The sequence below is a fragment of the Streptomyces sp. NPDC101237 genome (assembly GCF_044767465.1).
Lineage (GTDB): Bacteria > Actinomycetota > Actinomycetes > Streptomycetales > Streptomycetaceae > Streptomyces > Streptomyces gramineus.
The window spans coordinates 149765-172684 of the sequence record NZ_JBIWNY010000009.1; the positions used below are offsets into that span (position 1 = coordinate 149765).

General features: G+C 73.4%; 21 protein-coding genes and 1 pseudogene. 15 read left to right on the forward strand and 7 right to left on the reverse strand.

Annotated elements, in window-relative coordinates; all coding sequences use genetic code 11:
• Positions 1-29: 29 nt before the first annotated feature.
• Positions 30-1370, forward strand: a complete 1341-nt coding sequence (locus ACIRQ9_RS16545; protein ID WP_404173206.1) for a TerD family protein — start codon at positions 30-32, stop codon at positions 1368-1370.
• Positions 1371-1385: 15 nt separating this feature from the next.
• Here the strand turns inward: ACIRQ9_RS16545 and ACIRQ9_RS16550 are convergent, their stop codons facing one another.
• The gene (locus ACIRQ9_RS16550; protein ID WP_404172854.1) at positions 1386-2579 is read right to left on the reverse strand and encodes a glycosyltransferase; all 1194 of its coding nucleotides are present in this window, start codon (positions 2577-2579) and stop codon (positions 1386-1388) included.
• 39 nt (positions 2580-2618) lie between these two features.
• On the opposite strand from ACIRQ9_RS16550, the gene ACIRQ9_RS16555 reads away from it, so the two are divergent.
• The 7 genes from ACIRQ9_RS16555 (at position 2619) to ACIRQ9_RS16585 (ending at position 10709) form a co-directional block, all read left to right on the forward strand.
• Positions 2619-3410 (forward strand): glutamate racemase, encoded by a 792-nt coding sequence (locus tag ACIRQ9_RS16555; protein WP_404172857.1) that lies wholly within the window; start codon positions 2619-2621, stop codon positions 3408-3410.
• Positions 3411-3499: 89 nt separating this feature from the next.
• Entirely contained in the window at positions 3500-4057 is a 558-nt protein-coding gene (locus ACIRQ9_RS16560) for a hypothetical protein (protein WP_404172859.1), read from the forward strand.
• 354 nt (positions 4058-4411) lie between these two features.
• On the forward strand, positions 4412-6025 hold the full coding sequence (gene lnt, locus ACIRQ9_RS16565; RefSeq protein WP_404172862.1) for an apolipoprotein N-acyltransferase: 1614 nt from the start codon (positions 4412-4414) through the stop codon (positions 6023-6025).
• A gap of 67 nt (positions 6026-6092) precedes the next feature.
• The gene (locus ACIRQ9_RS16570; protein ID WP_404172865.1) at positions 6093-6572 is read left to right on the forward strand and encodes an NUDIX hydrolase; all 480 of its coding nucleotides are present in this window, start codon (positions 6093-6095) and stop codon (positions 6570-6572) included.
• 53 nt (positions 6573-6625) lie between these two features.
• Positions 6626-7438, forward strand: coding sequence for a 3-hydroxybutyrate dehydrogenase (locus ACIRQ9_RS16575; protein WP_404172868.1), 813 nt, complete (start codon positions 6626-6628; stop codon positions 7436-7438).
• A gap of 646 nt (positions 7439-8084) precedes the next feature.
• Entirely contained in the window at positions 8085-10124 is a 2040-nt protein-coding gene (locus ACIRQ9_RS16580; RefSeq protein WP_404172870.1) for a PQQ-binding-like beta-propeller repeat protein, read from the forward strand.
• A gap of 159 nt (positions 10125-10283) precedes the next feature.
• A complete protein-coding gene (locus tag ACIRQ9_RS16585) occupies positions 10284-10709 on the forward strand; it encodes a DUF6003 family protein (protein WP_404172873.1) in 426 nt (141 codons plus the stop codon).
• 13 nt (positions 10710-10722) lie between these two features.
• Here the strand turns inward: ACIRQ9_RS16585 and ACIRQ9_RS16590 are convergent, their stop codons facing one another.
• The 4 genes from ACIRQ9_RS16590 to ACIRQ9_RS16605 form a co-directional block, all read right to left on the reverse strand.
• A complete protein-coding gene (locus tag ACIRQ9_RS16590) occupies positions 10723-11505 on the reverse strand; it encodes a phosphatase PAP2 family protein (RefSeq protein WP_404172876.1) in 783 nt (260 codons plus the stop codon).
• Positions 11505-12458 (reverse strand): YihY/virulence factor BrkB family protein, encoded by a 954-nt coding sequence (locus ACIRQ9_RS16595; RefSeq protein ID WP_404172879.1) that lies wholly within the window; start codon positions 12456-12458, stop codon positions 11505-11507. The genes ACIRQ9_RS16590 and ACIRQ9_RS16595 overlap by 1 nt, the downstream gene beginning before the upstream one ends.
• Position 12459: 1 nt before the next feature.
• The gene (locus tag ACIRQ9_RS16600; RefSeq protein WP_404172881.1) at positions 12460-14172 is read right to left on the reverse strand and encodes a diacylglycerol kinase family protein; all 1713 of its coding nucleotides are present in this window, start codon (positions 14170-14172) and stop codon (positions 12460-12462) included.
• Positions 14173-14463: 291 nt separating this feature from the next.
• Positions 14464-14640 carry a CsbD family protein gene (locus ACIRQ9_RS16605; protein WP_404173208.1) on the reverse strand — a complete coding sequence of 59 codons (177 nt, stop codon included), beginning with the start codon at positions 14638-14640 and terminating at the stop codon, positions 14464-14466.
• A 184-nt stretch (positions 14641-14824) separates the two neighbouring features.
• On the opposite strand from ACIRQ9_RS16605, the gene ACIRQ9_RS16610 reads away from it, so the two are divergent.
• From ACIRQ9_RS16610 to ACIRQ9_RS16630, 5 genes are all read left to right on the forward strand, one after another.
• Complete coding sequence (locus tag ACIRQ9_RS16610) at positions 14825-14992, forward strand: hydrophobic protein (protein WP_392074954.1); 168 nt, start codon at positions 14825-14827, stop codon at positions 14990-14992.
• 284 nt (positions 14993-15276) lie between these two features.
• A complete protein-coding gene (locus ACIRQ9_RS16615) occupies positions 15277-16485 on the forward strand; it encodes an acyl-CoA dehydrogenase family protein (protein WP_404172884.1) in 1209 nt (402 codons plus the stop codon).
• A gap of 168 nt (positions 16486-16653) precedes the next feature.
• Positions 16654-16731, forward strand: coding sequence for a putative leader peptide (locus tag ACIRQ9_RS16620; RefSeq protein WP_404173211.1), 78 nt, complete (start codon positions 16654-16656; stop codon positions 16729-16731).
• Between the two features lie 356 nt (positions 16732-17087).
• The gene (locus ACIRQ9_RS16625; protein ID WP_404172886.1) at positions 17088-18272 is read left to right on the forward strand and encodes an SfnB family sulfur acquisition oxidoreductase; all 1185 of its coding nucleotides are present in this window, start codon (positions 17088-17090) and stop codon (positions 18270-18272) included.
• A gap of 33 nt (positions 18273-18305) precedes the next feature.
• The gene (locus ACIRQ9_RS16630; protein ID WP_404172889.1) at positions 18306-19448 is read left to right on the forward strand and encodes an LLM class flavin-dependent oxidoreductase; all 1143 of its coding nucleotides are present in this window, start codon (positions 18306-18308) and stop codon (positions 19446-19448) included.
• A gap of 117 nt (positions 19449-19565) precedes the next feature.
• Here the strand turns inward: ACIRQ9_RS16630 and ACIRQ9_RS16635 are convergent, their stop codons facing one another.
• Positions 19566-19955, reverse strand: coding sequence for a cold-shock protein (locus ACIRQ9_RS16635; protein ID WP_404172892.1), 390 nt, complete (start codon positions 19953-19955; stop codon positions 19566-19568).
• A 206-nt stretch (positions 19956-20161) separates the two neighbouring features.
• On the opposite strand from ACIRQ9_RS16635, the gene ACIRQ9_RS16640 reads away from it, so the two are divergent.
• Positions 20162-20959: an SAM-dependent methyltransferase gene (locus tag ACIRQ9_RS16640; RefSeq protein ID WP_404172895.1), complete on the forward strand. Its 798-nt coding sequence runs from the start codon at positions 20162-20164 to the stop codon at positions 20957-20959.
• A 37-nt stretch (positions 20960-20996) separates the two neighbouring features.
• Here the strand turns inward: ACIRQ9_RS16640 and ACIRQ9_RS16645 are convergent.
• Positions 20997-21239: pseudogene (locus tag ACIRQ9_RS16645) on the reverse strand (hypothetical protein); the annotation flags it as partial.
• A 267-nt stretch (positions 21240-21506) separates the two neighbouring features.
• On the opposite strand from ACIRQ9_RS16645, the gene ACIRQ9_RS16650 reads away from it, so the two are divergent.
• Positions 21507-22895, forward strand: coding sequence for a hypothetical protein (locus ACIRQ9_RS16650; protein WP_404172897.1), 1389 nt, complete (start codon positions 21507-21509; stop codon positions 22893-22895).
• The last annotated feature ends 25 nt before the right edge of the window (positions 22896-22920 follow it).

A 22920-nucleotide genomic window follows, 5' to 3' on the forward strand; every position in this document is an offset into this window, starting at 1 on the left:
GCCGACACGCGATGGGGGCGGACATGACAATGTCGAAAGGATCCAATACACCGGTGCCGGCCACGGCACTGCGTGTCGAATTGGGCTGGCACTCCGGTCCCGGCGTCCCCGACGCGGACGCCTCGGCGCTGCTGCTGGTCGCCGGGAAAGTGCGTTCCGACGGCGACTTCGTCTTCTACAACCAGCCCGCGCACGCCTCCGGCGCGGTCCGCCACGAGGGCAAACGGCACTCCGGCGGTCAGATCACCGACACCCTTGCCGTCGATCTCGCGCGCGTGGAGGCGCCGGTCGAGCGGATCGTCCTGGCGGCCTCCGCCGACGGCGGCAGCTTCGGCCGGGTCCCCGGCCTCTACATCGAGGTCCGCGACGCGGCGGACGGGACGGTGGTCGCCCGCTTCGACAGCACCGGAGCCACCGTCGAGACCGCTTTCGTCCTCGGTGAGCTGTACCGCCGCCAGGGCGGCTGGAAATTCCGGGCCGTGGGACAGGGCTACAGCAGCGGACTCGAAGGCCTCGCCACCGACTTCGGGATCACCGTCGACGAACCGCAGCACGCGGCCCCGCAGCCCCCGGCCCCGCCCGCCCCCACTCCCACGCCGGCCGCGCCGCTCGCCGCCCCGGCGGCCCCGCCGCCCGGCGGCGGGCCCGTCCCCCCGTCCCCGCCGCCGCCCTCAGGCGGCCTGCCCTTCCCGCAGTCCGCGCCGCCCACCTCCGGCGGTCTGCCGGTCCCGCCGCCCCCGCCCGTGCGCCTGTCGAAGGTGACCCTCACCAAGGCCGCGCCCTCCGTCTCCCTGGCCAAGCAGGGCGGCACCTCGGGATCGCTGCGCGTCAATCTCAACTGGCAGGTTCGCAAGGAGTTCCCGGGAAGCCGGGGCGGCCGGCGCGGCGGATCCGACCTCGATCTCGACCTGTGCGCCCTGTACGAGCTCGCCGACGGCCGCAAGGGCGTCGTCCAGGCGCTCGGCAACGCCTTCGGCTCGCTCGGCAGACCGCCGTACATCCATCTCGACGGCGACGACCGCACCGGAGCCGTGGCGAGCGGCGAGAACCTCACCGTCAACCTCGACCACACGCGGGACTTCCGCCGCATCCTGGTCTTCGTCACCATCTACCAGGGCGCCAGCTCCTTCGCCGACCTGCACGCCTCCGTTACCCTCCAGCCCCAGCACGGCGCCCCGATCGACTTCTCCCTCGACGAGTGCACGGTCCCCTCGACGGTGTGCGCGCTCGCGCTGCTCACCAACACCGGCGGCGACCTGGTCGTGCGGCGCGAGGCCCGCTACCTGGTCCCGGACCGCGGGGTGAGCCCGCAGCGGACCGTCGACCGCGCCTACGGCTGGGGCATGAACTGGACGCCCGGCCGCAAGTGATCCCGGCGGAGCGGGTCAGCCCTCGTCGGTCACGGTGTCCGGACGTGCGTAGGTGCGGCCCTTCCAGGCCGCACCGCGCCCCCGGTAGTGCTGCACCGCCGAGTCGACCGTCATCAGGAGGTAGAGGAACGCGGTGAACGGCAGCAGGGGCGCCGGCCACAGCGGCTGACGGTAGTAGCGGAGCATCGGCACGTAGGTCGCGGTCATCACCAGCCAGGCCGCCGCGCCGACGAGCACGGCCGCCGCGCCGCCGCCGGCCACTCCCGCCAGCACCGCCGCCGGGGGCACCAGGTACACCAGCGCGAGACCCACGACCGTACCGAGCAGCAGCAGCGGATTGTGCCGCAGCTGCGCGTACGCGCTCCGGGAGACCATCCGCCACAGGTCGTGCAGCCGGGGATAGGGCCGCACGCTGTCCACCCGGTCCGCGAGCCCCAGCCAGATGTGTCCTCCGGACCCCTTCACGGCCCGCGCGAGCGCCACGTCGTCGATCACGGCGTGCCGGATCGCGTCCGGGACGCGCGCACGCTCCGCCGCGTCGGCGCGCAGCAGCACGCACCCGCCCGCCGCCGCGGCCGTGCGCGAGCCCTTCCTGCCGATCCGGCGGAACGGGTACAGCTGGGCGAAGAAGTAGACGAAGGCGGGGACCACCAGCCGCTCCCACGGGCTCTCCACCCGCAGCCGGGCCATCTGCGAGACCAGGTCGAAGCCGCCGGTGCGGGCGGCCGCCACCAGCAGCCGCAGGCTGTCCGGCTCGTGCGCGATGTCCGCGTCCGTCAGCAGTAGGTATTCGGGGTCACGCGCGCGTGCCAGCGCGATGCCGTGCCGCACCGCCCACAGCTTGCCCGTCCAGCCGGCCGGCGGTTCGCCGGGCGAGGCCACGGTCAGCGGCAGCCCGCCCCCGCGCGCGGCCAGGTCCCGGGCCAGCTCCCCGGTGCCGTCCGTGCTGCCGTCGTCCACCAGGAACACCTCCGCGCGCCCCGGGTAGTCCTGGGCGAGCAGCGACGGCAGACTCAGCGGCAGCACGGCCGCCTCGTCCCGGGCCGGCACGACCACGCACACGTCCGGCCACCGTCCGGGATCGCCCTGGGGCGGCAGCCGTACGTCGGTGCGCCAGAAGAAACCCTGGCAGAGCAGCAGCCACAGCCAGGCGGCGAGGGAAACGGCGGCGGTCCACGCGATGGCGCTCACCCGCGCAGTCTGCCCCATGGGACCTGCCGCCAACGGCCCATCGTCTATCGTGGCCGGGTGAAGATCGCGCTCATCGACTCCGGCATCGGCCTGCTGGCGGCCTCCGCGGCGGTACGACGGCTGCGCCCCGACGCGGATCTCGTCCTCTCCTTCGACCCCGAGGGCATGCCCTGGGGTCCGCGCACGCCCGAGGGCGTCACCGAGCGCGCGCTGGCCGTCGCCGAGGCAGCCGCCGCCCGCCGCCCCGACGCGCTGATCATCGGCTGCAACACCGCGACCGTGCACTCCCTGCCCGCGCTGCGCGCCCGTCTGGAACCCGGCATCCCCGTGATCGGCACCGTCCCGGCGATCAAGCCGGCCGCGGCCGGCGGCGGCCGGGTCGCGATCTGGGCCACCCCCGCGACCACCGGCAGCGCCTACCAGCGGGGCCTCATCACGTCCTTCGCCGACGGCGTGCCGGTCACCGAGGTTCCCTGCTGGGGCCTGGCCGAGGCCGTGGAGCACGCCGACCACGCGGCCGTCGACGCCGCCGTTGCCGCGGCGGCCGCCCTGACGCCCGACGACGTGACCTCCGTGGTCCTCGGCTGCACCCACTACGAACTCCTGGCGGAACGTATCCGCGCCGCCGTGCAGCCCGCCGGCGCCGCACCCGTCTCCCTGCACGGCTCCGCCGGAGCGGTCGCCGCGCAGGCGCTGCGCCGCGTCGGCGCCCGGCCCGCCCCCGACGCACCGGCCACCGGCACGGTCACGGTGCTGCTCAACGGCCGCGAGGGCGGGCTCCCGGAAGCCGCGCTGGGCTACGCCGAGGCCCGCCTGCTGCGGACGGCGAGCCCCGCCGCCTCCCGGTGAACCTCCGGGGGACACGGATACCGCCGATGTGAGCAGTCACCCTCCGCGACGCGGTACCCGCGCAGCGAAACCTGAGTAATCTCATAGACATGAGGGACCACCCCCACGACCGCTCCCCGGACGAGGACGCCCCGCACCCCGAAGTCTGGACGGGGCGCGCCACCAACCGGGTCCAGTGGCTGATGGCCCTGGTCGGCGCCGCCTGCATGGCGCTCGGCGTCGAACTGGCCGTGGACTCGGCCTGGACCTCGGGGATCACGCCGCTGGTGATGTCCGTCGTCGGCTGCATCGCCGCCGGGCTGCTGGTTCTCTTCGGCACCCTCGCCTTCGTGCACGTCGACCTGAAGCTCGACAAGGAGTGGCTGGAGGTCCGGTGCGGCCACATAGGGGTACCGCGCCGGCGCATTCCGCTCGCCCATGTGGTCGGCGCCGACTTCAGCCCGCAGATCACTCCGCGTCACTGGGGCGGCTGGGGCTACCGCTGGCGGCCCGAGAAGGGCACGGCAGTCGTCGTCCGCCGCGGCGAGGGCATCGTGCTGCGGCTGTGGGACGGCCACACGTTCACGATCACCGTGGACAACGCCGAGACGGCGGTCCGGGTCATCAGGGAGCGCCTGCGGACGAGCACGCCCGGCACCGCGCACTGAGGATGCCGGCCGTGCGGCCGTCCGCCAGCAGCACGCCCTCGGGCCGTCCGTCCCGTCCGGCCGCGGTGAGCGGCGCCCGCACGGCGCACGCCGCGAGCAGCACGACGCCCACTACGTCAGAAACGTTTCTTCTGTCGCTGTCCGCGTCCGCTCCCGCAGCGGACGTCATCCCGGTCGACCCCACCGTCGCCCCCCCCGTACCCGGTCCCCCGACCCGCGGCGGGCCCCGCCGCACGCCGCGGGTCGGGGTAACCAGTGATGCCCGCTTTGTGGACGACTTGAGCGGGAACGGTGGGATTCCTGCCCACCGGGACCGCGCTGCCGCCTCTCAGGCAGCCGCCGTACACTCCCGGAGTGACCGCCACCGCAACTTCCGTCGGCCAGTCGGACCAGCTCACACCGCGCCCCGCGCCCCGCGCGCGCGGTCTGCGGCTGCTGCACCGCCTGGTCCCGGCCGCCGCCGCAGCGCTCAGCGGCGTGCTGCTGTACGTCAGCTTCCCGCCGCGCACCCTGTGGTGGCTGGCGCTGCCCGCCTTCGCCGGATTCGGGTGGGTGCTGCGCGGCCGCACCTGGAAGGCGGCGCTCGGCCTCGGCTACCTCTTCGGCCTCGGCTTCCTGCTGCCCCTGCTGGTGTGGACCGGCGTCGAGGTCGGCCCCGGCCCGTGGCTCGCGCTCGTCGCGATCGAAGCGATCTTCGTCGCCCTGGTCGGAGTCGGTGTCGCCGCCGTGTCCAGGCTGCCCGCCTGGCCGGTGTGGGCGGCCGCCGTGTGGATCGCCGGTGAGGCCGTACGCGCGCGCCTGCCTTTCAGCGGCTTCCCCTGGGGCAAGATCGCGTTCGGCCAGGCCGAGGGCGTCTTCCTGCCGCTCGCCGCGGTGGGCGGCACCCCGGTGCTCGGATTCGCGGTCGTCCTGTGCGGATTCGGTCTGTACGAGGCGGTGCGCCTGGCCGTCGAGGGCCGGCGCACCCGGGAGATCCGCCGCGGAGCCGCTGCCGCCGCCCTGCTGAGCCTCGCCGTCCCCGTGGCCGGCGCGCTCGCCGCACGGACACTGGTGAGCGACGAGGCGGAGGACGGCTCCGTCACCGTCGCCGTCATCCAGGGCAACGTGCCGCGCGCCGGACTCGACTTCGCGTCCCAGCGGCAGGCCGTGCTCGACTACCACGTCAAGGAGACCCTCAAGCTCGCCGCCGACGTGAAGGCGGGCAAGGCCGCCAGGCCGGACTTCGTGCTGTGGCCGGAGAACTCCTCCGACGTCGACCCCTTCGCCGACAGCGGCGCGGCCGACGTGATCGACGAGGCCGCCACGGCGATGGGCGTGCCCATCTCGGTCGGCGGCGTCGTCGAACGGGACGGCAGACTCCTGAACGAGCAGATCCTGTGGGACCCGGTCAAGGGTCCGACGGCGACCTACGACAAGCGGCAGATCCAGCCCTTCGGCGAGTACCTCCCGCTGCGTGGACTGGTCGGTGCCGTCAACAAGGACTGGACCAGCATGGTCCGGCAGGACTTCAGCCGAGGCACGAAGCCCGGCGTGTTCGACATCGACGGCACCAAGGTCGGCCTCGCCACCTGCTACGAGGCCGCCTTCGACTGGGACGTGCGGGACACCGTCACGCACGGCGCCGAGATGATCTCCGTGCCGAGCAACAACGCCACGTTCGACCGCAGCGAGATGACCTACCAGCAGCTCGCCATGTCCCGGATCCGCGCGGTCGAGCACAGCCGCACCGTCACCGTCCCGGTGACCAGCGGCGTCAGCGCGGTCATCATGCCGGACGGGAGGATCACCCAGAAGACCGGCATGTTCGTGCCCGCCTACCTGGTCCAGAAGGTGCCGCTGCGCACCTCCGAGACCCCCGCCACCCGGCTGGGCATCCTGCCCGAGATCGCGTTGGTGCTGGTCGCGGCGGGCGGGATCGGCTGGGCGATCGGCTCGGGGCTGCGCTCCCGGCGCGCCGGTGACGCGTAGCCGTACACCCGCTGTACGCCCCGTGGCTCCGGTCCGGGCGGGCGAACCGGGCGGTTAGGGTCGGCGCATGGCCACTCCTGACTTCATCCACGCGATCCGGGCCTCCGCGGGCCACCAGCTGCTGTGGCTGCCCGGGGTCACCGCCATCGTCTTCGACGACGAGGGCAGAGTGCTCCTGGGCCGCCGTACCGACACCCGCAAGTGGTCGGTCATCGGCGGCATCCCGGATCCCGGGGAGCAGCCCGCGGCCTGCGCTGTGCGGGAGGTCTTCGAGGAGACGGCGGTGCGCTGCGTCGCCGAGCGGGTGGTCCTCGTCCAGGCGCTGAGCCCGCTCACCTATCCGAACGGCGACGTCTGTCAGTTCATGGACATCACCTTCCGCTGCCGGGCGGTCGGCGGCGAGGCCCGCGTCAACGACGACGAGTCGCTGGAGGTGGCCTGGTTCGAGGTGGACGCCCTGCCGGAGCTGAACGAGTTCGGCGTGCACCGGATCAAGCAGGCCCTGTCCGACGCGCCCACCTGGTTCGAACCCGCGGCGTTCGGCTGAGGCGTGTGCGCTGCCCCGCGCGGTGCCGGGGGAGGACCGCCTAGGGTCGGATCATGACCGCGTCCAGCATCCCTCCCGGGCCCCGCGCGTCCGTCCTCGACCTGCGCGGCCGCACCGCTCTCGTGACCGGCGCCGCCGGCGGCATCGGCCGCGCCTGCGTGCTGCGCCTCGCCGCCGCCGGTGCCCGGGTGAGAGCCGTGGACCGGGACGCGGCCGGCCTTGCCGCCCTGACCGAGGCGGCCGGACCGGTAGCGGGGCCGGCGGGTGGTGACGTCGAGCCGGTGGTCCTCGACCTCACCGATCTCGACGCGGCCGAACGCGCCGCGGTCGGCACGGACGTCCTCGTCAACAACGCCGGCATCCAACGGGTCTGCCCCATCGAGGAGTTTCCGCCGGACGTCTTCCACACGGTGCTCACGGTGATGCTGGAGGCCCCGTTCCGGCTCATCCGGGGAGCCCTCCCGCACATGTACGAGCGGGGCTGGGGACGCATCGTCAACATGTCCTCCGCCCACGGGCTGCGCGCCTCCGCCTTCAAGTCCGCCTATGTGGCCGCCAAACACGGTCTGGAGGGACTCTCCAAGACGGCCGCCCTGGAAGGCGCACCCCATGGCGTCACCTCCAACTGCGTGAACCCGGGGTACGTACGGACACCGCTGGTCGAGAAGCAGGTCGCCGACCAGGCCCGGACGCACGGCATTCCGGAGGAGCGCGTGCTGTCCGAGGTGCTCCTGTCCGACACTGCCGTGAAACGGCTCCTCGAACCGGAGGAGGTCGCCGAGGCCGTGGCCTACCTCTGCGGCCCGCAGGCGTCCTTCGTGACGGGCACCTCACTGGTGCTCGACGGCGGCTGGACCGCTCACTGAAGCTCAGGCCCACGACGTCCGCACCGAAACCGACCGCCGGCCGCCCGCGGGGCGTGATCGCCGGCCCCCTGACCCGGGACGGGAGGACGTGGGCACCGATCTGCCGCCCCGTGCCCGCGTCCCACGTCCCACGTCCACACGGTTCGGTCGCCGCCGCCGACGACGACGACGGGGCGGCCGTCGATCATGCCCGTCGCCCCGGTGTGGCCGGTCCCAGGAGTCGTCATCGGCGGCGCACGCACCGACCAGTTCTCCCCGCGCCAGGTCCCACAGCCGCACGGTCAGGTCGAAGCCGCCGGTGACCGCGACGGGACGCCCCTCCAGCACCGCCGTCGGCGGCGTCTGCACGGCGCCCGTGTGAGCGGACAGGGCCTTGCCCAGCCGGCCGCCCGTGGCGAGAGCCCACACGTGCAGTGTGCCGTCCCGGCAACCGGCGACCGGCGACCGCCAGACCACGGGCCTGCGCGACCACGGTCGCCAACGCGCTCACCCCGGCCGGTACCGGCAAGGCGAATCGCAGCCGGGAGTCCGTACCGCCGCTTGGGAGTTCACGGGACGATGCACCGTCGGCCTCCGCGGTGCGGTCACCCGCACCGCGTCGGACGAGCGCCCGTGGGCGGACGGTGCCGTGCAGGGAGGGGAAGCGATGACTGGTGTCGAGGTGAACGACAGAACGCTGTGGAGGGTGCCGGGCGGGGGCGTGCTCCACCGCACGCCCGCGACGGCCGACGGCGCCGTCTACGTCCTGGACGGCCTCTTCGGTCTGTCGGCGGTCGACGCGGAGAGCGGACAGCGCCGCTGGACACTGCGGGCCGACGCCGGGATCGGAACGTCTCCGGTGGCCGACGGCGGTGCCGTGTACTTCGCCGACGCCGTCGGCTGCCTGACGGCGGTGGACGCTGCGACCGGCGAGGTGCGCTGGAAGTGGAGAGCGGGCCGGGCGAAGATGTCACAGCCGTCGGCGGCCGGCCACGTCGTGTACTCCGTCGCGCACGACGGCAGGTTGTGGGCGGTGGACGGACTCACCGGCCAACCGGTGTGGAACGCCGGGGTGGCGGACCGTCGCACGTCCGACAGCCCGTCGCCGGCGGTGTCCCAGGGGATCCTGTACACGGCCGCGGGAGGGCGTCTGCTGGCCCTGGACACCGCCACCGGAAGCGTGCGTTGGGACGTACGCCCCTCGGGAGGCGTTCGCCGGACGCCGACGGTGACCGGCGGGGGCGTGTACGTGGGCAACGACGAAGGTCTGGTCGCCCTCGACGCCGCGACGGGCCGAACACGCTGGCGGCTGGGGACCGGAGGAGCGGTGTGGGCGAGCCCCGCCGTGGCCGAGGGCGTCGCCGTGACCGGTGTCCACGGCTGGTTCCTGATCGCGGTGGACACCGCGACCGGCCGCGAGACGTGGCGGCTGAAGACCCGCGGGGAGATCCACGAGACGCCGGCGATCGCCGACGGCACGGTGTACGCGGGCAGCCACGACGGGCGCCTGTGGGCGGTGGACGCGGCCACCGGCGAGACCCTCTGGAAGGTCAGGACCACCGAGCCGGTGCACTCGACTCCACTGGTGCGCGGCGGCACGGTGTACGTCGACAGCCTCGACGAACACCTCTACGCCGTACGGGCCCATCGGCGGGGCGAGGCACCCGCCGAGGACCACCGCCCCGAGGCCGCCCGTCCGGCAACCACGAACGCCCCCGGGACATCGCGCCCCGCTCCGGCCGGCGGCACCGTGCTCTGGCGGGTACGGGCCCCTCGCGCAGGAGCCTTCACGGTGGCGGTCGCCGACGGCGTCGTGTACCAGCCCGCCCACCGTGACCTGCTGGCACTTGACGCCGCCACCGGCCAGGAACGCTGGCGAGTGACGTCCGCCTTCCCGTTCCACTCGTCACCGGTGGTCGTCGACGCCACCGCGTACATCCGCAACGGCAAACACCTCTGGGCCGTGGACACCGGCACCGGCCGACCGCGGTGGAAGCGGACGACCGATCACCTGGGCGACAGCCGGGCGGCGGTGGCCGACGGCACGGTGTACCTGGCCGTGGGCGACGGCGTCTGGGCCGTGGACGCGGAAACGGGCCGCAGGCGGTGGAAGCAGCGGCTCAGGCCCCGATTCCCCCGCTCTTACGAGGAGTTCACCTCTCCCGCGGTGGCCGACGGCCGGGTCTACGTCACCCACCCCCGTGACTCCCTGTGGGCGTTGGACGCCGACACGGGAAGCCGGCTCTGGCAGGTGAAGACCTACGCCTCACCGCACACCGCACCGGTGGTGGCCGACGGCACCGTCTACGCCGGCCGACACCACGGCATGGTCGCGCTCGACGCCGTCAGCGGCCGGCAGCGGTGGGAGCGCGCCTTCGGAGATCCGACATGGTCCACACCCGCGCTCGCCGACGGGACCGTCTACATGGGCAGCAACGGCTGGTACCTGTGGGCGGTGGACGCGGCCACCGGGGAGGAACGCTGGAAGCAGGAGACCGGAGCCGCCCATCGGTCGTCGGCGGCGGTGGCGGACGGGACGGTGTACATCGGCAGCGAGGACCAGTCGCTCTGGGCGGTCGACGCGGCGACCGGTGAGGAACGCTGGCGGCTGCCGACCGGCGGGGAGGTGCACGCGACGCCCGTGGTGGCGGACGGGACCGTGTACGTCGGCAGCCAGGACGGATTCCTGTACGCGATCCACACCTGACCGGCGTCCCCTTGCCCCACGGGAGACGCTCACGGTGACCGGTACCGGTTCCCCCGCGCCACGGAGTGAGCCGGTCCGGTGTCGCCGCCCCGGTGCGGTGCGGCGGCAGTAGCATCTGTGTCCGCACTCATATCTCCACGGACAAGGCGGAACCGCCCGATGGCTGACGAGGCCTACCTCTTCCTGCTCCCCGACCGTCACCCGAGCCTCGGCGCCGCCATGGCGGCCGTCGCACCGCTGGAATGCGACCAGACCCCGGCCGTGCGGGGCTGGATCGCCGCCCACGGAGTGGCGCCCTCCTCCGAGCAGTTGAGGATCCTTCCCGCCGGATCCGAGGTACTCATCCCGGAGGAGGCCGAGCGGCTGCCGATCCCGCTGACCGCTGAGGAGGAGGTCCGGGTCCAGCAGGAGTGCGCGCCCCAGACGGTCACCGACATGGAGCGCGAACTGCTGGACTTCCGGGACACCACCCAGGGCTGGGAGACCCTGGTGCACCGGGCGCTGACCGCGGGCATCCCGGCCCCGCGCATCGCCCGGCTGACCGGACTCGACCCTCAGGAGATCGGCCGCCTGACCGGCGTGTGACGCCGGACCGCCCTCAGCGGGAGACGGAGTCCGGTTCGGGGCTCGGGCCGGTGAGTTCCGGCTCCAGCCCCTCACCGACCGGCGCGGGCCGCCGGCCCGCGTCGGCCCGCCACGCCTCGAAGGCGCGGGCGGTCAGGACCACGACGGCGAGCCCGAGCAGCCATCCGCCGAGCACGTCGCTGAACCAGTGCACGCCGAGCGCGACCCGGGTGAAGCCGACCCCGAGCACCGACAGGACCGCCACGGCCCAGCACGCGACACGAGCCCGGCGCGGCACCATGGGCAGCAGAACCAGCAGGTACACCGCGAACGAGGTGGTGGCGGTCATCGCGTGCCCGGACGGGAAGGAGTAGCCCGGCGCGTGCGCCACGGGATCCTCCAGCGCCGGCCGCGCCCGTTCGACCAGCGTCTTGACCCCGAGCCCGATCAGACCGCCGGCCACCGCGGTCACCGCCGCCCACGCGGCCAGCCGCCGGGCACCGCGCCACAGCAGCCAGCCGGTCAGCAGCGCCACGCCCACGCGAAGGGTGAACGGGTCCCAGACGTCGTCGGAGAGCACCCGCAGCGTGTGCGTCCAGGCCGGGTGGTCCAGCGCGACCCCGTGCAGCGCGTCGGCCGCGTCACGGTCGAGATCGCGCAGCGGCCGCCACCGGCCCTCCACGAGGACCAGCACCAGGGCGAACGGCACCGAGGCGGCCGCGGCGACGGCGACCGCCGCCAGCAGCCGGACACCCAACCGGCGGTCGGCGCCGCTCCGGCGGCCGGAGGAACGCGGTGTCTCGGGTTGTGTCGGCATCAGACTCCCGGGTCGGGTTGGATCGGTTCGGGCCTGCGCCCCCGCACCGCCTCCAACTGCGCGGCGAAGGAGAGCCCGAGGAACAGGGCGATCGAGGTCAGGTAGGCCCACAGCAGCAGGGACATGAAGGCGCTGAGGGGGCCGTAGACCGTGTCGAAGGAGCCGCTCACGTCGAGGTACAGGGTGAGCAGCCAGGTCAGGGTCATCCAGAGCACCAGGTAGAGGGCCGCGCCGAACGCCAGCCAGGTGTAGCCCGGTTGCCTGCGGCGCGGAGAGCGCCGGAAGATGGCGCTGGCGGAGATCAGGGCGAGCAGCAGCCCGAACGGCCAGCGCACCACGTTCCACGTCGTCTGCGCGGTCGAGCCGAACCCGTAGACCGAACCGGCGGCCGAGGCCAGGTCGTCGCCGGCCACCATGGCGACGAAGCCCAGGCCGAGCGGGAAGCCCGCGCACAGCGCCATGACCAGCCCGCGCGTGTACTTGAGGTGGAAGGGCCGGTCGCGTTCGTTGCCGTAGATGCGGTTGGCGCCGCGCTCGATCTGGCACATCGCCGTGGTGACGTTGACGATGGAGAAGATCGCGCCGAGCCAGAGGGCGAGTTGGCCGTCGTCACCCGCCCTGCGCCTGCTGCGGTCGAGCGCGTCGTCGACCACCTGCGCACTGGGTCCCTCGGCGATCCGGTGGATCGTCATCTCGGCCATCCGGCCGATGTCCTCGGTGTGCAGGCTGGTGGAGAGACCGACGAAGGCCAGCGCCAGCGGGATCACCGCCAGCACCGTCTGGAGGGCGAGCGCGCGGGAGTGGCTGAACCCGTCGGCGTAGCGGAAGCGGAGGAACGCGTCGCGCAGCAGCGGCCAGCCGCCGTAGCGGCGCAGGGTCACCCACGCCTCGTCGGCGGAGAGTTCGTCCCCGCTCATGTCCCGGGTCTCCGGGACCTTGGTGGCGCTGCCCACGTCAGCCCTCCAGGCCGGGGACCAGCACGGTCAGCGCGCCCGGTACGACCTCGACGGACAGCCGGCGGCCGGAGCCGACCGGATCCCCGTCGATCTCGCGGGGCTGCGGGGACTCGAAGGTGAACTCGGCCCGCCGGAAGGTGTGGAACTCCGGCTGCCCGCCGCTCTCCCGGCCGTTCTGCCCGCGGTGCGGCAGCAGCGCGCCCACGGTGCGCAGCCAGCCGCCGGGGCCGCGCGGGTCGAGGATCAGCAGGTCCAGCAGCCCGTCGTCCGGGCGGGCGTCGGGTATCAGGCGCAGGCCGCCCTGGAGGGCGCCGGTGTTGCCGACGAGCACCATGCGGGCGGTGCCGCGCAGGGGTTCGGCTCCGTCCAGCCGGACGCTCAGCCGCATCCGTGGGCCGCGCATCGCCTTCGGGGCGGCCAGGACGTAGGCGGGCCAGCCCAGTACGGCCTTGGCGCGGTCGTGTTCCTGCGCGTACTGCATCAGCGCGGCGTCCAGACCGACGCCCGACATGACCGCGAAGTGGGTGGCGGGCAGGCCGTCGCCCTCGACGCGGGCGAGGTCGATGGCGCGGGTCGTGCCGCCGAGGGCGGCGTCCAGCGCCTCGGCCGGAGCCAGCGGGAGGCCGAGGTTGCGGGCGAGGAGGTTGCCGGTGCCGCACGGCACGACGGCCAGCGGGACCCCGCTGCCCGCCAGCCGGTCGGCGGCCGTGCGCACGGTGCCGTCACCGCCGCAGACCACGACCAGGTCCGCCCCGTCGCCGAGAGCGCGGGCGGTCTGGCCGCCGCCGGGATCGGCGGCCGTCGTCTCCAGGAACACCGGTTCCCGGTGACCGTGCCGGGCGAGGAGCTCGCGCAACGCCTCGCGCGTGCCCTCGTCGACCGCGAGGGGATGGACGACCACGGCGACCCGGCCGGGCCGGCGTCCCGCGCGGGCGGTGCCGGGCCGGGTGACGGGCGCCGACACGCGGCCGTCGCGGAGCAGGGCCTGGCCCACCACCAGCAGGGCCAGCCCGCCGTTGATCATGCCGCCCAGCACGTCGGTCGGATGGTGCATGCCCCGGTACAGGCGGCACACCCCGACCACGAGCGGCAGCAGGAGCAGCACCGCGGCCACCACGCGCCGCCACGGCCCTCGCAGGCGGGTCAGCGCGAGCACGGCGAGACCGCCGTAGAGGGCGGTGGCCGCACCGGTGTGCCCCGAGGTGTAGCTGGAGGTCGGCAAGGAGCCGTCGAGCCGGTGCACATCGGGTCGCTGCCGCTCCACCGCGATGGTCACGACCAGGAAGACCAGCGACTGCAGCGCGACCGCGAGCGCGAGGAACGAGGCCTGCCGCCACAGCGGCAGACGGGGCACCAGGATCAGCGCCAGGCACACAGCCAGTGTCCCCAGGACGACGGTGAGCGTGTTGCCCATCTCCGACCCGATCGAGGAGAGCGTGGTCAGGGTGGACGTACGCAGCCGCTCCAGGCCCCGGTTGACACCGTCCTCCGCCGTGAGCGGCCAGACATGCCGGGCGGGGCCGGTGATCAGCAGGCCGAGCCCGATCATCAGGGCGGCCTGGCAGGCGGCCCCCGCACCGATGGACGCGGCGGCCCGCCCCAGTCCGCGAGGCGTCCGGCGGCCCCGCCCGGTGGCGGTCGCCCCGGCGGTGGCGGGGCGGGGGCTGTCCTCGGGCAGGCCCACAGATCTCTCCGGTACGGCGGTCGGCATCGCTACTCCCTGGGTCGGTGATCGGCAGGTGGGGCCGCACCGCACGGATCCGCCCCCACCGCACTGGTGCCCCGGCAGACGCGGAGCAGGCGGGGCGAATGATCGGACGGCCCGCTCGGGACCGCCTCTTCGCCGCCCGCGGAGGGCATCGGCCAGGAGTTCCGCCCTCGAAGGACCCTGGACGAAAGCCCTCCGGGCCGGGGCGGGTTGTGCGGCGGGTCGCGTCCGGAGAGGTGCGGACAGCACGGATCCCGGGCGTCCACCGACGCCCGGGATCCGAAGTGGTGCGGCCTACTTGGGCTTGATCGCGTCCTTGGCCTTCTCCTTGGCCGCGCGCAGGTCGCCCTTGGACTCCTCGGCCTTGCCCTCGGCCTTCAGGCGCTCGTTGCCGACCGCGTCACCGGCAAGCTTCTTGACCTTGCCCTCGGCCTGCTCGCCCTTGGCCTGAGCCTTCTCGTCCGCAGCCACAGCCACTCACTCCTGTCCTCGCTCGGAATTCACGTACGCCCTCCGAGTGACCCCCGGCGGCATTTCCAAACCTGCCGGGTCGCCACCCGGGCGGTGGCAGCCGTCGGAGTGACGAAAAAGAGATGAGATCCGCAGGAGTGGAGATCGATCCGCGGGACACACGGTGGCTCGGAGGTTGATAACAATGGTTCCTGTTCTGCTTGTTCTTCTGCTTGCCCTGATCCTCTTCGGTGCCGGTTTCGCACTCAAGGCCCTGTGGTGGATCGCGGTCATCGTGCTGATCGTCTGGGTCCTGGGGTTCGTGATCCGTCCCACCAGCGGCGGCAGGCGCGGCCGCTGGTACCGCTGGTAGGCAGCCGCGACCAGTGCACTCACCAGGGGTGGGTCCAGGCGCCGAGGCGCATGGACCCACCCCTGAGGGCATCTCCGCGCGGCTGCCGTGCCGCCGGGAACCCCGCTCTCCGGCGCGCCGTCTCCGGTCGTCCCCTTTCCAAGGACGCGAAGGTGTGGCCTTCACCTTTCGAGACGCGATATCGGGGCTTCAAATTGCCGGGTGCCATGACGTTCTGAGGGAGTGTCATCGCATCCGCCGTACCGGGCACCAGCACAAGAACCGTAAGGCGAAGGAGTTCTGAGATGACCACCGCACCCGTCGCCCACCTGGACGACCAGCTCGACGCCGACTTCTACCTGTACGAGTCGCTGCTGCCCGACGAGGAACGCAAGATACTCCTCAAGGCCCGTACCTTCCTGCGCGACGAGGTCGGGCCCCTGGTCAACGACGCCTGGAGCAAGGCCGAACTGCCCCGCGAACTGATCGACAGGTTCCGCGCCAGCGGACTGTCCGCGCTCGCCTACGAGGACTACGGCGAGCACCGGCCGGCCGTCAGCCACCTGCTCAGCGGGATGCTCGCCCTGGAAATGGGCCGCGTCGACGCCTCGTGCGCCACGTTCTTCGGGGTCCACAACGGCCTTGGCTTCTCCTCCGTCTACCACGGCGGCGACCAGGAGCAGCGCGACAGGTTCCTGCCCGCCATGGCCACGATGGACAAGATCAGCGCGTTCGCCCTGACCGAACCCGACGGCGGATCCGACGTCTCCGGCGGCATGCGCACCACCGCCCGGCGCGAGGGCGACACCTGGATCCTCGACGGGGCCAAGAAGTGGATCGGCAACGCCACCTTCGCCGACTACGTGGTGGTCTTCGCGCGGGACGTGGACGACGACGAGGTGAAGGCGTTCGTCGTCGAGAAGGGCACCCCCGGCTTTGAACCGGTGAAGATCGAAGGCAAGATCGCGCTGCGGATCGTGCAGAACGCCGAGATCACGCTGACCGGCGTCCGCGTGCCGGAGGCGAACCGGCTGCAGCACATGAAGGGGTTCCCGGACGTCGCCGAGATCCTGCGCCAGACCCGCAGCGGAGTGGCCTGGCAGGCGCTGGGCGTCATGATCGGGGCCTACGAACTCGCCCTGGACTACGCCAAGGAGCGTGTCGCCTTCGGCCGGCCGATCGCCACGTTCCAGCTGGTCCAGGACCTCCTGGTCAAGAGCGTCGGCAACATCACCGCCTGCTGGGGCATGCTGGTGCAGCTCGCCCGCCTGCAGGACCAGGGCATCTTCCGTGACGAACAGTCCGCGCTCGCCAAGGAGTACGTGGCCGCCCGCATGCGCGAGGTGGTCGGCTGGGCCCGCGAGATCTTCGGCGGCAACGGCATCCTCGTCGACTACGACGTCGCCCGGTTCTTCTCCGACGCGGAGGCCTTGTACTCCTACGAGGGCACCCACCAGATGCAGACACTCATCGTCGGCAAGTCCATCACCGGCCACAGCGCCTTCGTGGGGTGACCGCCGCGACCACCGGATCCGGCGGCCCGGCGGAATGCCCCGCCATTCGGTGCGGATTCGAGGGTTTGCCTGTCACGCCTTGGTGAAATCCAATGGTCCGCGATACGGGAACGGTCGGGCCTTCCTTGACGGCCCTCGACGCGGGCTGCCACCATCGACGGCATGACGATGCGACTGGACCTCACGCGGCGACGCCACGTCGACCTCGCGCGCGTATCCAGCGCCTGCTGTCGCCGCGCGGCCTGATCCGGCCCCTCCCGGCCGTGATCCGCCGCGCTCGTTCCTCGTCCGTCTGAAATCCGCCGGAATGCGCCCCGGCGGAATTCGACGTGCCCGGAATCCGACGTGCCCGACATCCCACCCGCCCGACCTCCGACGCGCCCGAAAAGGAATTCAGCGGCAGGGGTTCCGCGTGCGAGCCCTCCGGCAAGCGCGTCCCGCCCCGGCCCCGCCTGACCGACCCCGGCCGGGCGCCCGTCCCGCACGGACGCCCGCGCTCCCGGAAGGAGCACCCATGGCCACCGTCCTCTCCACCTCCGAAAGCCCCTCCGCCTCCACCCGTCCCGCCCGGCGGGCCGGCCTCGCCGCGGCGGGCTGATCCGATGACCGCACACGTCATCAGGGACGACACGGAGGCGCTCGCGGTGGCGGCGGCCCTCGCCGAGGAGTTCCGGGCCGGAGCGGCCGAGCGGGACGCCGAACGCCGGCTGCCCCGCGCCGAGCTGGACCGGCTGTCGGCCTCGGGCCTGCTGGCCGTGACCGTCCCGGCCGGGTACGGAGGAGCCGACGTCACCGCGGAGACCCTCGCCGAGATCTTCCGGCTGCTCGGCTCGGCGGACGGCAGCCTCGCCCAGATCCCGCAGAGCCACTTCGTGTACGTCAACGTGATACGCCGCCAAGGGACCGAGGAGCAGCGGAAGTTCTTCTTCGCCGAACTGCTCGCCGGCAGCCGGCTCGGCAACGCCCAGTCGGAGGCCGGGACCCAGCACGTCCAGGACATCCGCACCCGCCTCGAACCCGCGGCGGACGGCTCGTACGTGCTGCGCGGTGTCAAGCACTACTCCACCGGGGCCCTCTTCGCCGACTGGATCCCGGTCCTCGCCCGCGCCGAGGACGACGAGCTGCACGTCGCTTACGTTCCCGCGGACGCGCCCGGCCTGACCGTCGTCGACGACTGGGACGGCATGGGGCAGCGGACGACCGCCAGCGGAACGGTCCGGCTGGACGGCGTGCCGGTCCCCGCCGACCGGGTGCTGCCCCACCATCTGACGTTCCGGGGGCCCCAGTTGCACGGAGCGGTGGCACAGCTGCTGCACGCCGCCATCGACGTGGGGATCGCCGGGGCGGCGCTGGCCGAGGCGGCGGTGTTCGTGCGGACCAGGAGCCGGCCGTGGTTCGAGAGCGGCGCGGAGACCGCCGCCGAGGACCCCTTGCTGATCCAGCGGTTCGGTGAACTCGCCGTCCAGACGCGGGCGGCCGAGGCGCTGCTGCGGGAGGGAGCCCGCGCCGTCGACGCGGCGGGCGCCCGGCTCACCGACGAGTCGGCCGCCGAGGCCTCCGTCGCGGTGGCCGCCGCGAAGGTGCTCGCCGCCGAGGCGGCCGTGGCCGTCGCCGGGGCGCTGTTCGAGGTCTCCGGCACCCGTTCCGCGCTCAACTCACTCAACCTGCACCGGTACTGGCGGGACGCCCGCACCCACACCCTGCACGATCCGACCCGCTGGAAGATCCAGCACATCGGCCGGTACGTGCTCAACGGCACCCCGCCGCCCCGCCACGGCCTGCTGTGACGCCCGGCTCCTCCCGATCGGAGAAACCCCCCCGTGTCCCTCACCTTTCACTGGTTCCTGCCCACCAACGGGGACAGCCGCCACGTCGTCGGCGGTGGCCACGGCACCCCGGCGACGGCGTCCGGCCGGGACCGGCCGCCGACGGTCGCCTACCTGAGCCAGATCGCCAAGGCCGCCGAGGACCTGGGCTTCGTGGGGGCGCTCACTCCCACGGGCGCGTGGTGCGAGGACGCCTGGCTGACCACGGCCATGGTGAGCCGGCACACCGAACGGCTGAAGTTCCTGGTCGCCTTCCGGCCCGGGTTCGTCTCGCCCACGCTCGCCGCCCAGATGGCGTCCACGTTCCAGCGGCAGTCCGGGGGGCGGCTGCTGCTCAACGTGGTGACCGGCGGCGAGAGCCACGAGCAGCGGGCCTACGGCGACTTCCTGGACAAGGACGCCCGGTACCGTCGTACCGGCGAATTCCTCGACATCGTACGGCGGTTGTGGGACGGGAAGACCGTCGACCTGGAGGGCGAGCACCTCAGGGTCGAGGACGCGCGGCTGGCCCGGGTGCCCGATCCGGTGCCCGAGGTGTACTTCGGCGGGTCCTCGCCGGCCGCCGGAGAGGTCGCGGCCCGGTACGCGGACGTGTACCTCACCTGGGGCGAGCCGCCCGCGCAGGTCGCCGAGAAGATCGCCTGGATCCGCGGGCTCGCGGCGGAGCAGGGACGCACCCTGCGGTTCGGGATCCGGCTGCACGTCATCACCCGCGACACCTCGGAGCAGGCCTGGGCCGAGGCGAACCGGCTGCTCGACGGGTTCGACCCGGAGACCGTGCGGTCGGTGCAGACCGGGCTCGCCCGCAGCGAGTCCGCGGGACAGCAGCGGATGCTGGCGCTGCACGGCGGGCGGCGGGACGCGCTGGAGATCCATCCCAACCTCTGGGCGGGCATCGGCCTGGTCCGCGGCGGCGCGGGCACCGCCCTGGTCGGCTCGCACGAGGAGGTCGCCGCACGCGTCAAGGAGTACGCGGCGCTCGGGATCGACGAGTTCGTGCTGTCCGGATACCCGCATCTGGAGGAGGCGTACTGGTTCGGGGAGGGAGTGCTGCCCCGGCTGGCCGCCGAGGGGCTGTGGCGCCATCCCGCCGGCCCGGGTGAGACCTCGCCGCCCCAGGTGCCGTTCGCGTCCTGACACGGCCCGGCCCGCGGTGCGTCCCCGCGCGGTGCGTCTCCGCGCGGTCCGCCGAGGGCGGACGGCGGCCCGCCGGTCTCGCCGGCCAGGGCCGCACGCGGTGGCCGCGCCGCCGGTTCAGCCCTCGATCCAGCCGTGGTTCTTGGCGAACTGGGCCAGCGCGCCGCGGACCCGGACGATCTGCTCGGCGGTCAGGGTGGGCGCCGACGCCAGCAGGGTCTCGGTGACCTCGCGGGTGAACTCGTCGGCGCTCAGCAGGTCGCAGAGCGAGTCGTCGTCCGGGCCGAGGGTACGGACGTCGGCTCCGCGGGCGAGCCGGACGCCGGAGGCCTTCGGGCCGCGCTCCCCGCTCTCGATCTCGAACTCCACGGCGACACCCGGGCGGACGTAGGACTCCGGCATCTGCATGTCGTTCACATGCAGGAAGACGTCCTCCCCGCCGCCGTCCGGAGCGATGAAACCGTACCCGCGCGTGCTGTCGAAGCGCACCACACGACCGCTGACCATGAGAAACCCCCAACCACACCGGGCCACCTGCCCGGACACCTGGGCCAGATGGTAGTCAGGCGGGTCCCGCCGGGCGACCTTCCGCACCGGCCGCAGGCCCGCCGTCAGCCGGAACTCGGTGCACGGGCACCGAAGTTGATGTGGAAAGCTGTCGCCAGCCGTCGGTGCGCCAAGGGGAGCCGGGGCGGTCATCGAGAGGAGCTGACGTGACGCAGGACGGTACTCGCCCCGTGGAGATCGACACCAGCAAGCCGCATCCCGCGCGGATCTACGACTACCTGCTGGGCGGCAAGGACAACTACGAGGTGGACCGCCAGGCCGGCGACCAGCTCGCCGCCGTCGCGCCCGAGGTGTGGATCTCGGTGCGGGCCAACCGCGGCTTCCTGCAGCGCGCCGTGCGCCATGTCATCGACAGCGGCGTCCGGCAGATCCTGGACGTCGGCACCGGGCTGCCCACCTCGCCGAACGTGCACGAGATCGCGCAGGAGGCCCGGGCGGACGTCCGCGTCGCCTACGTCGACAACGACCCGATCGTCAAGGCGCACGCCGACGCGCTGCTGAACCGGGCGGGCACCACCAGCATCGTGCTGGCCGACCTGCGCGACCCGAAGTCCGTCGTGGAGCACCCCGAGGTCCGCCGGATCATCGACTTCGACCAGCCCGTGGCGCTGTTCCTGGTCGCCATCCTGCACTTCATCCGCGACGCGGAGGAGCCCGAGCGGATCGTGGCCACCCTGCGCGACGCGCTCCCGGCCGGCAGCTTCCTGGTGCTCTCGCACGCCACGGACGACTTCGCCGAACGCAGCGCGGCCCAGGCGATCTACAACAACGCGACCGCCAGCATGAACCTGCGGCCGCGCGCCCGGATCGAGCGGTTCTTCGACGGCTTCGAGCTCGTCGAACCCGGCCTGGTCCAGGTGCCGTTCTGGCGTCCGGACGGCACCCCGCCGGAGGGTTCCGCGCAGATCGGCTTCTACGGCGCGGTGGGCGTCAAGAAGGCCTGAGCCGCCCGGAGGTGTCCGGCGGCCCGCCGGACACCGCTCAGGGCACCCCGAGTTCGAACAGCGCGTACCCGGCGTACGAGCCGGACGCCAGTACCGCCAGCCCCAGCACGACGCACCGGCAGAGCAGCGAGACCCGGCGCAGCGCGACCGCGAGCGGGACGAACAGCGGGAAGGCGGGCAGCAGATGGCGCGACACGTTCGCGAAGTACTGCTGGCCGCCGAGCACCAGCGCCAGGGTGAGCACCGTGTGCACGACCGGCACCGCCAACCGCGTCAGCCGCCGCTCGAACTGATCCACGGCTTCTCCCTCACCCCACCGGCTCGATGACGTCGGCCAGCAGCCGGCGCAGCCGGGCCACCCCGCGCGCCGCGTGCGACCTGGCCCTGGAGGCGACGGAACGCCGCACCCGCCCCGGGTGATCCCCGTCACGCGCGGGAGCGCCGGGTAATTGCGTGGCGCCCGGGAGCCGCGCCGCCGTACGCTTCCGGCGATGACCACTCGCTCTGCTCACAGATCGGGGGTCCCGTCCGCACAAGGTGAGTGCTGATGGCCACTCACCCCCTGGACGAGGCCCCTCACCCTCCGGACGAGGACACCCGGCTCCTCCTGTGGCGGCGGGTACGCGAGTTCGCCGTACCGCCCGCCATGATCGAAACCGCGACCGTCCGGCGAGCCGCCGGCGACTGGGCGGGAGCGTGTGCCGCCGCAGGTTGCGACGTCGACATCGACCTGCGCGCCCTGGCCCGGACCCGCGGCCGGCACCTCGTGGAAGGGCTCCGTGCCGACCTGCGGCGGCTCGCCCCCGACCTGCTGCGCTGGCACCTGCCGAGGATCGCGCCCGACGGGCTGCTGCGCCCCGGCGTGACCATGCCGCTCGCCCGCTACGGCGCCGGACCGGACTCCGCCTGGCTGGTGGCGCGGACCCCGCCGGCCTGGGCGGACGCTGGGCAGCGGATCGCTCTCGCGCTCTGTGGCGGCGGCGGCCTCGGCGAACAGGCCGTCCGCGGCCATCCGCATCCGCGTCCCAGCCGCCGGTTCCGCTTCGACCTGCACCGTCATCTGTGGGACGCCGACCGCGCGGACGAGCTGCGGACCCGGTCCCGCGGCGCGGCCACGGGCCACGCCGACGCGCCGGACCCGCTGAGCGGCACCGGTCCGGCACCGCGGTGGTGCGCCACGCACCGATGGGCGGACGAGGCCCGGATCGTGCTGGGCGCCAGGGGCCGCGACGGCGGAACCGTCGCCGTGCACCTGCGGGGCCGGCAGCGGCTCGCGCTGCGCCTCGCGGCCGACGGGACGGCGACGACCCGTGCCGTCCGGGACGTCGGGGCGCTGCCCCTGCTGCCGGACGCGGCCACCTGGACCCTCCCCGACCTGGAGCTGCTGGACGCCGGGCTGATCGGCGCCGGACAGCTGCATCCGCTGGTCGCTGACGCCCTCGTCCCCGGACACGAGCCCGCCGCCCGGATCCCGCAGCCCGAACGGGCCGGGCAGCCACGCCTGGTGGAGTGCCGCGGCGCCCGCCACCGCATCGGCCTGGTCGACGGCGTGCTGTCCGCTCTGGACCACGCACCGGACGAACTGCGCCGCGAGGAACTGCTGGTGGCGCTCGGCGGCCCGCCGCTGCCCTGCCTGCGGATCATCGACGAGGCCCATCGCACCCCGGAGTGCCTCCCCGGCGTACGGGAACGCCTCGTCCACGGGGACGTCGCCGACGCGCTCGCCGTCGTCGAGGCACTGCTGGGACCGCAAGCGGTGCTGTGCGACGGCCCGTTGAAGGACGAACTGGAGGCGGCCGCGCGCGGCCGGATCGCCTACGGCCTCTACCGGGCGGGCCTCGCCGGACCGGGAACCGGCCCCGTCCGCACCCGGGAACGGTCGCGACCGCGTTCCCGCGACCCGCGCCAGGGGCCACGCCCCGCCGCCCGCCGCTGACCCACGCCCACCTGCCCGACCCACA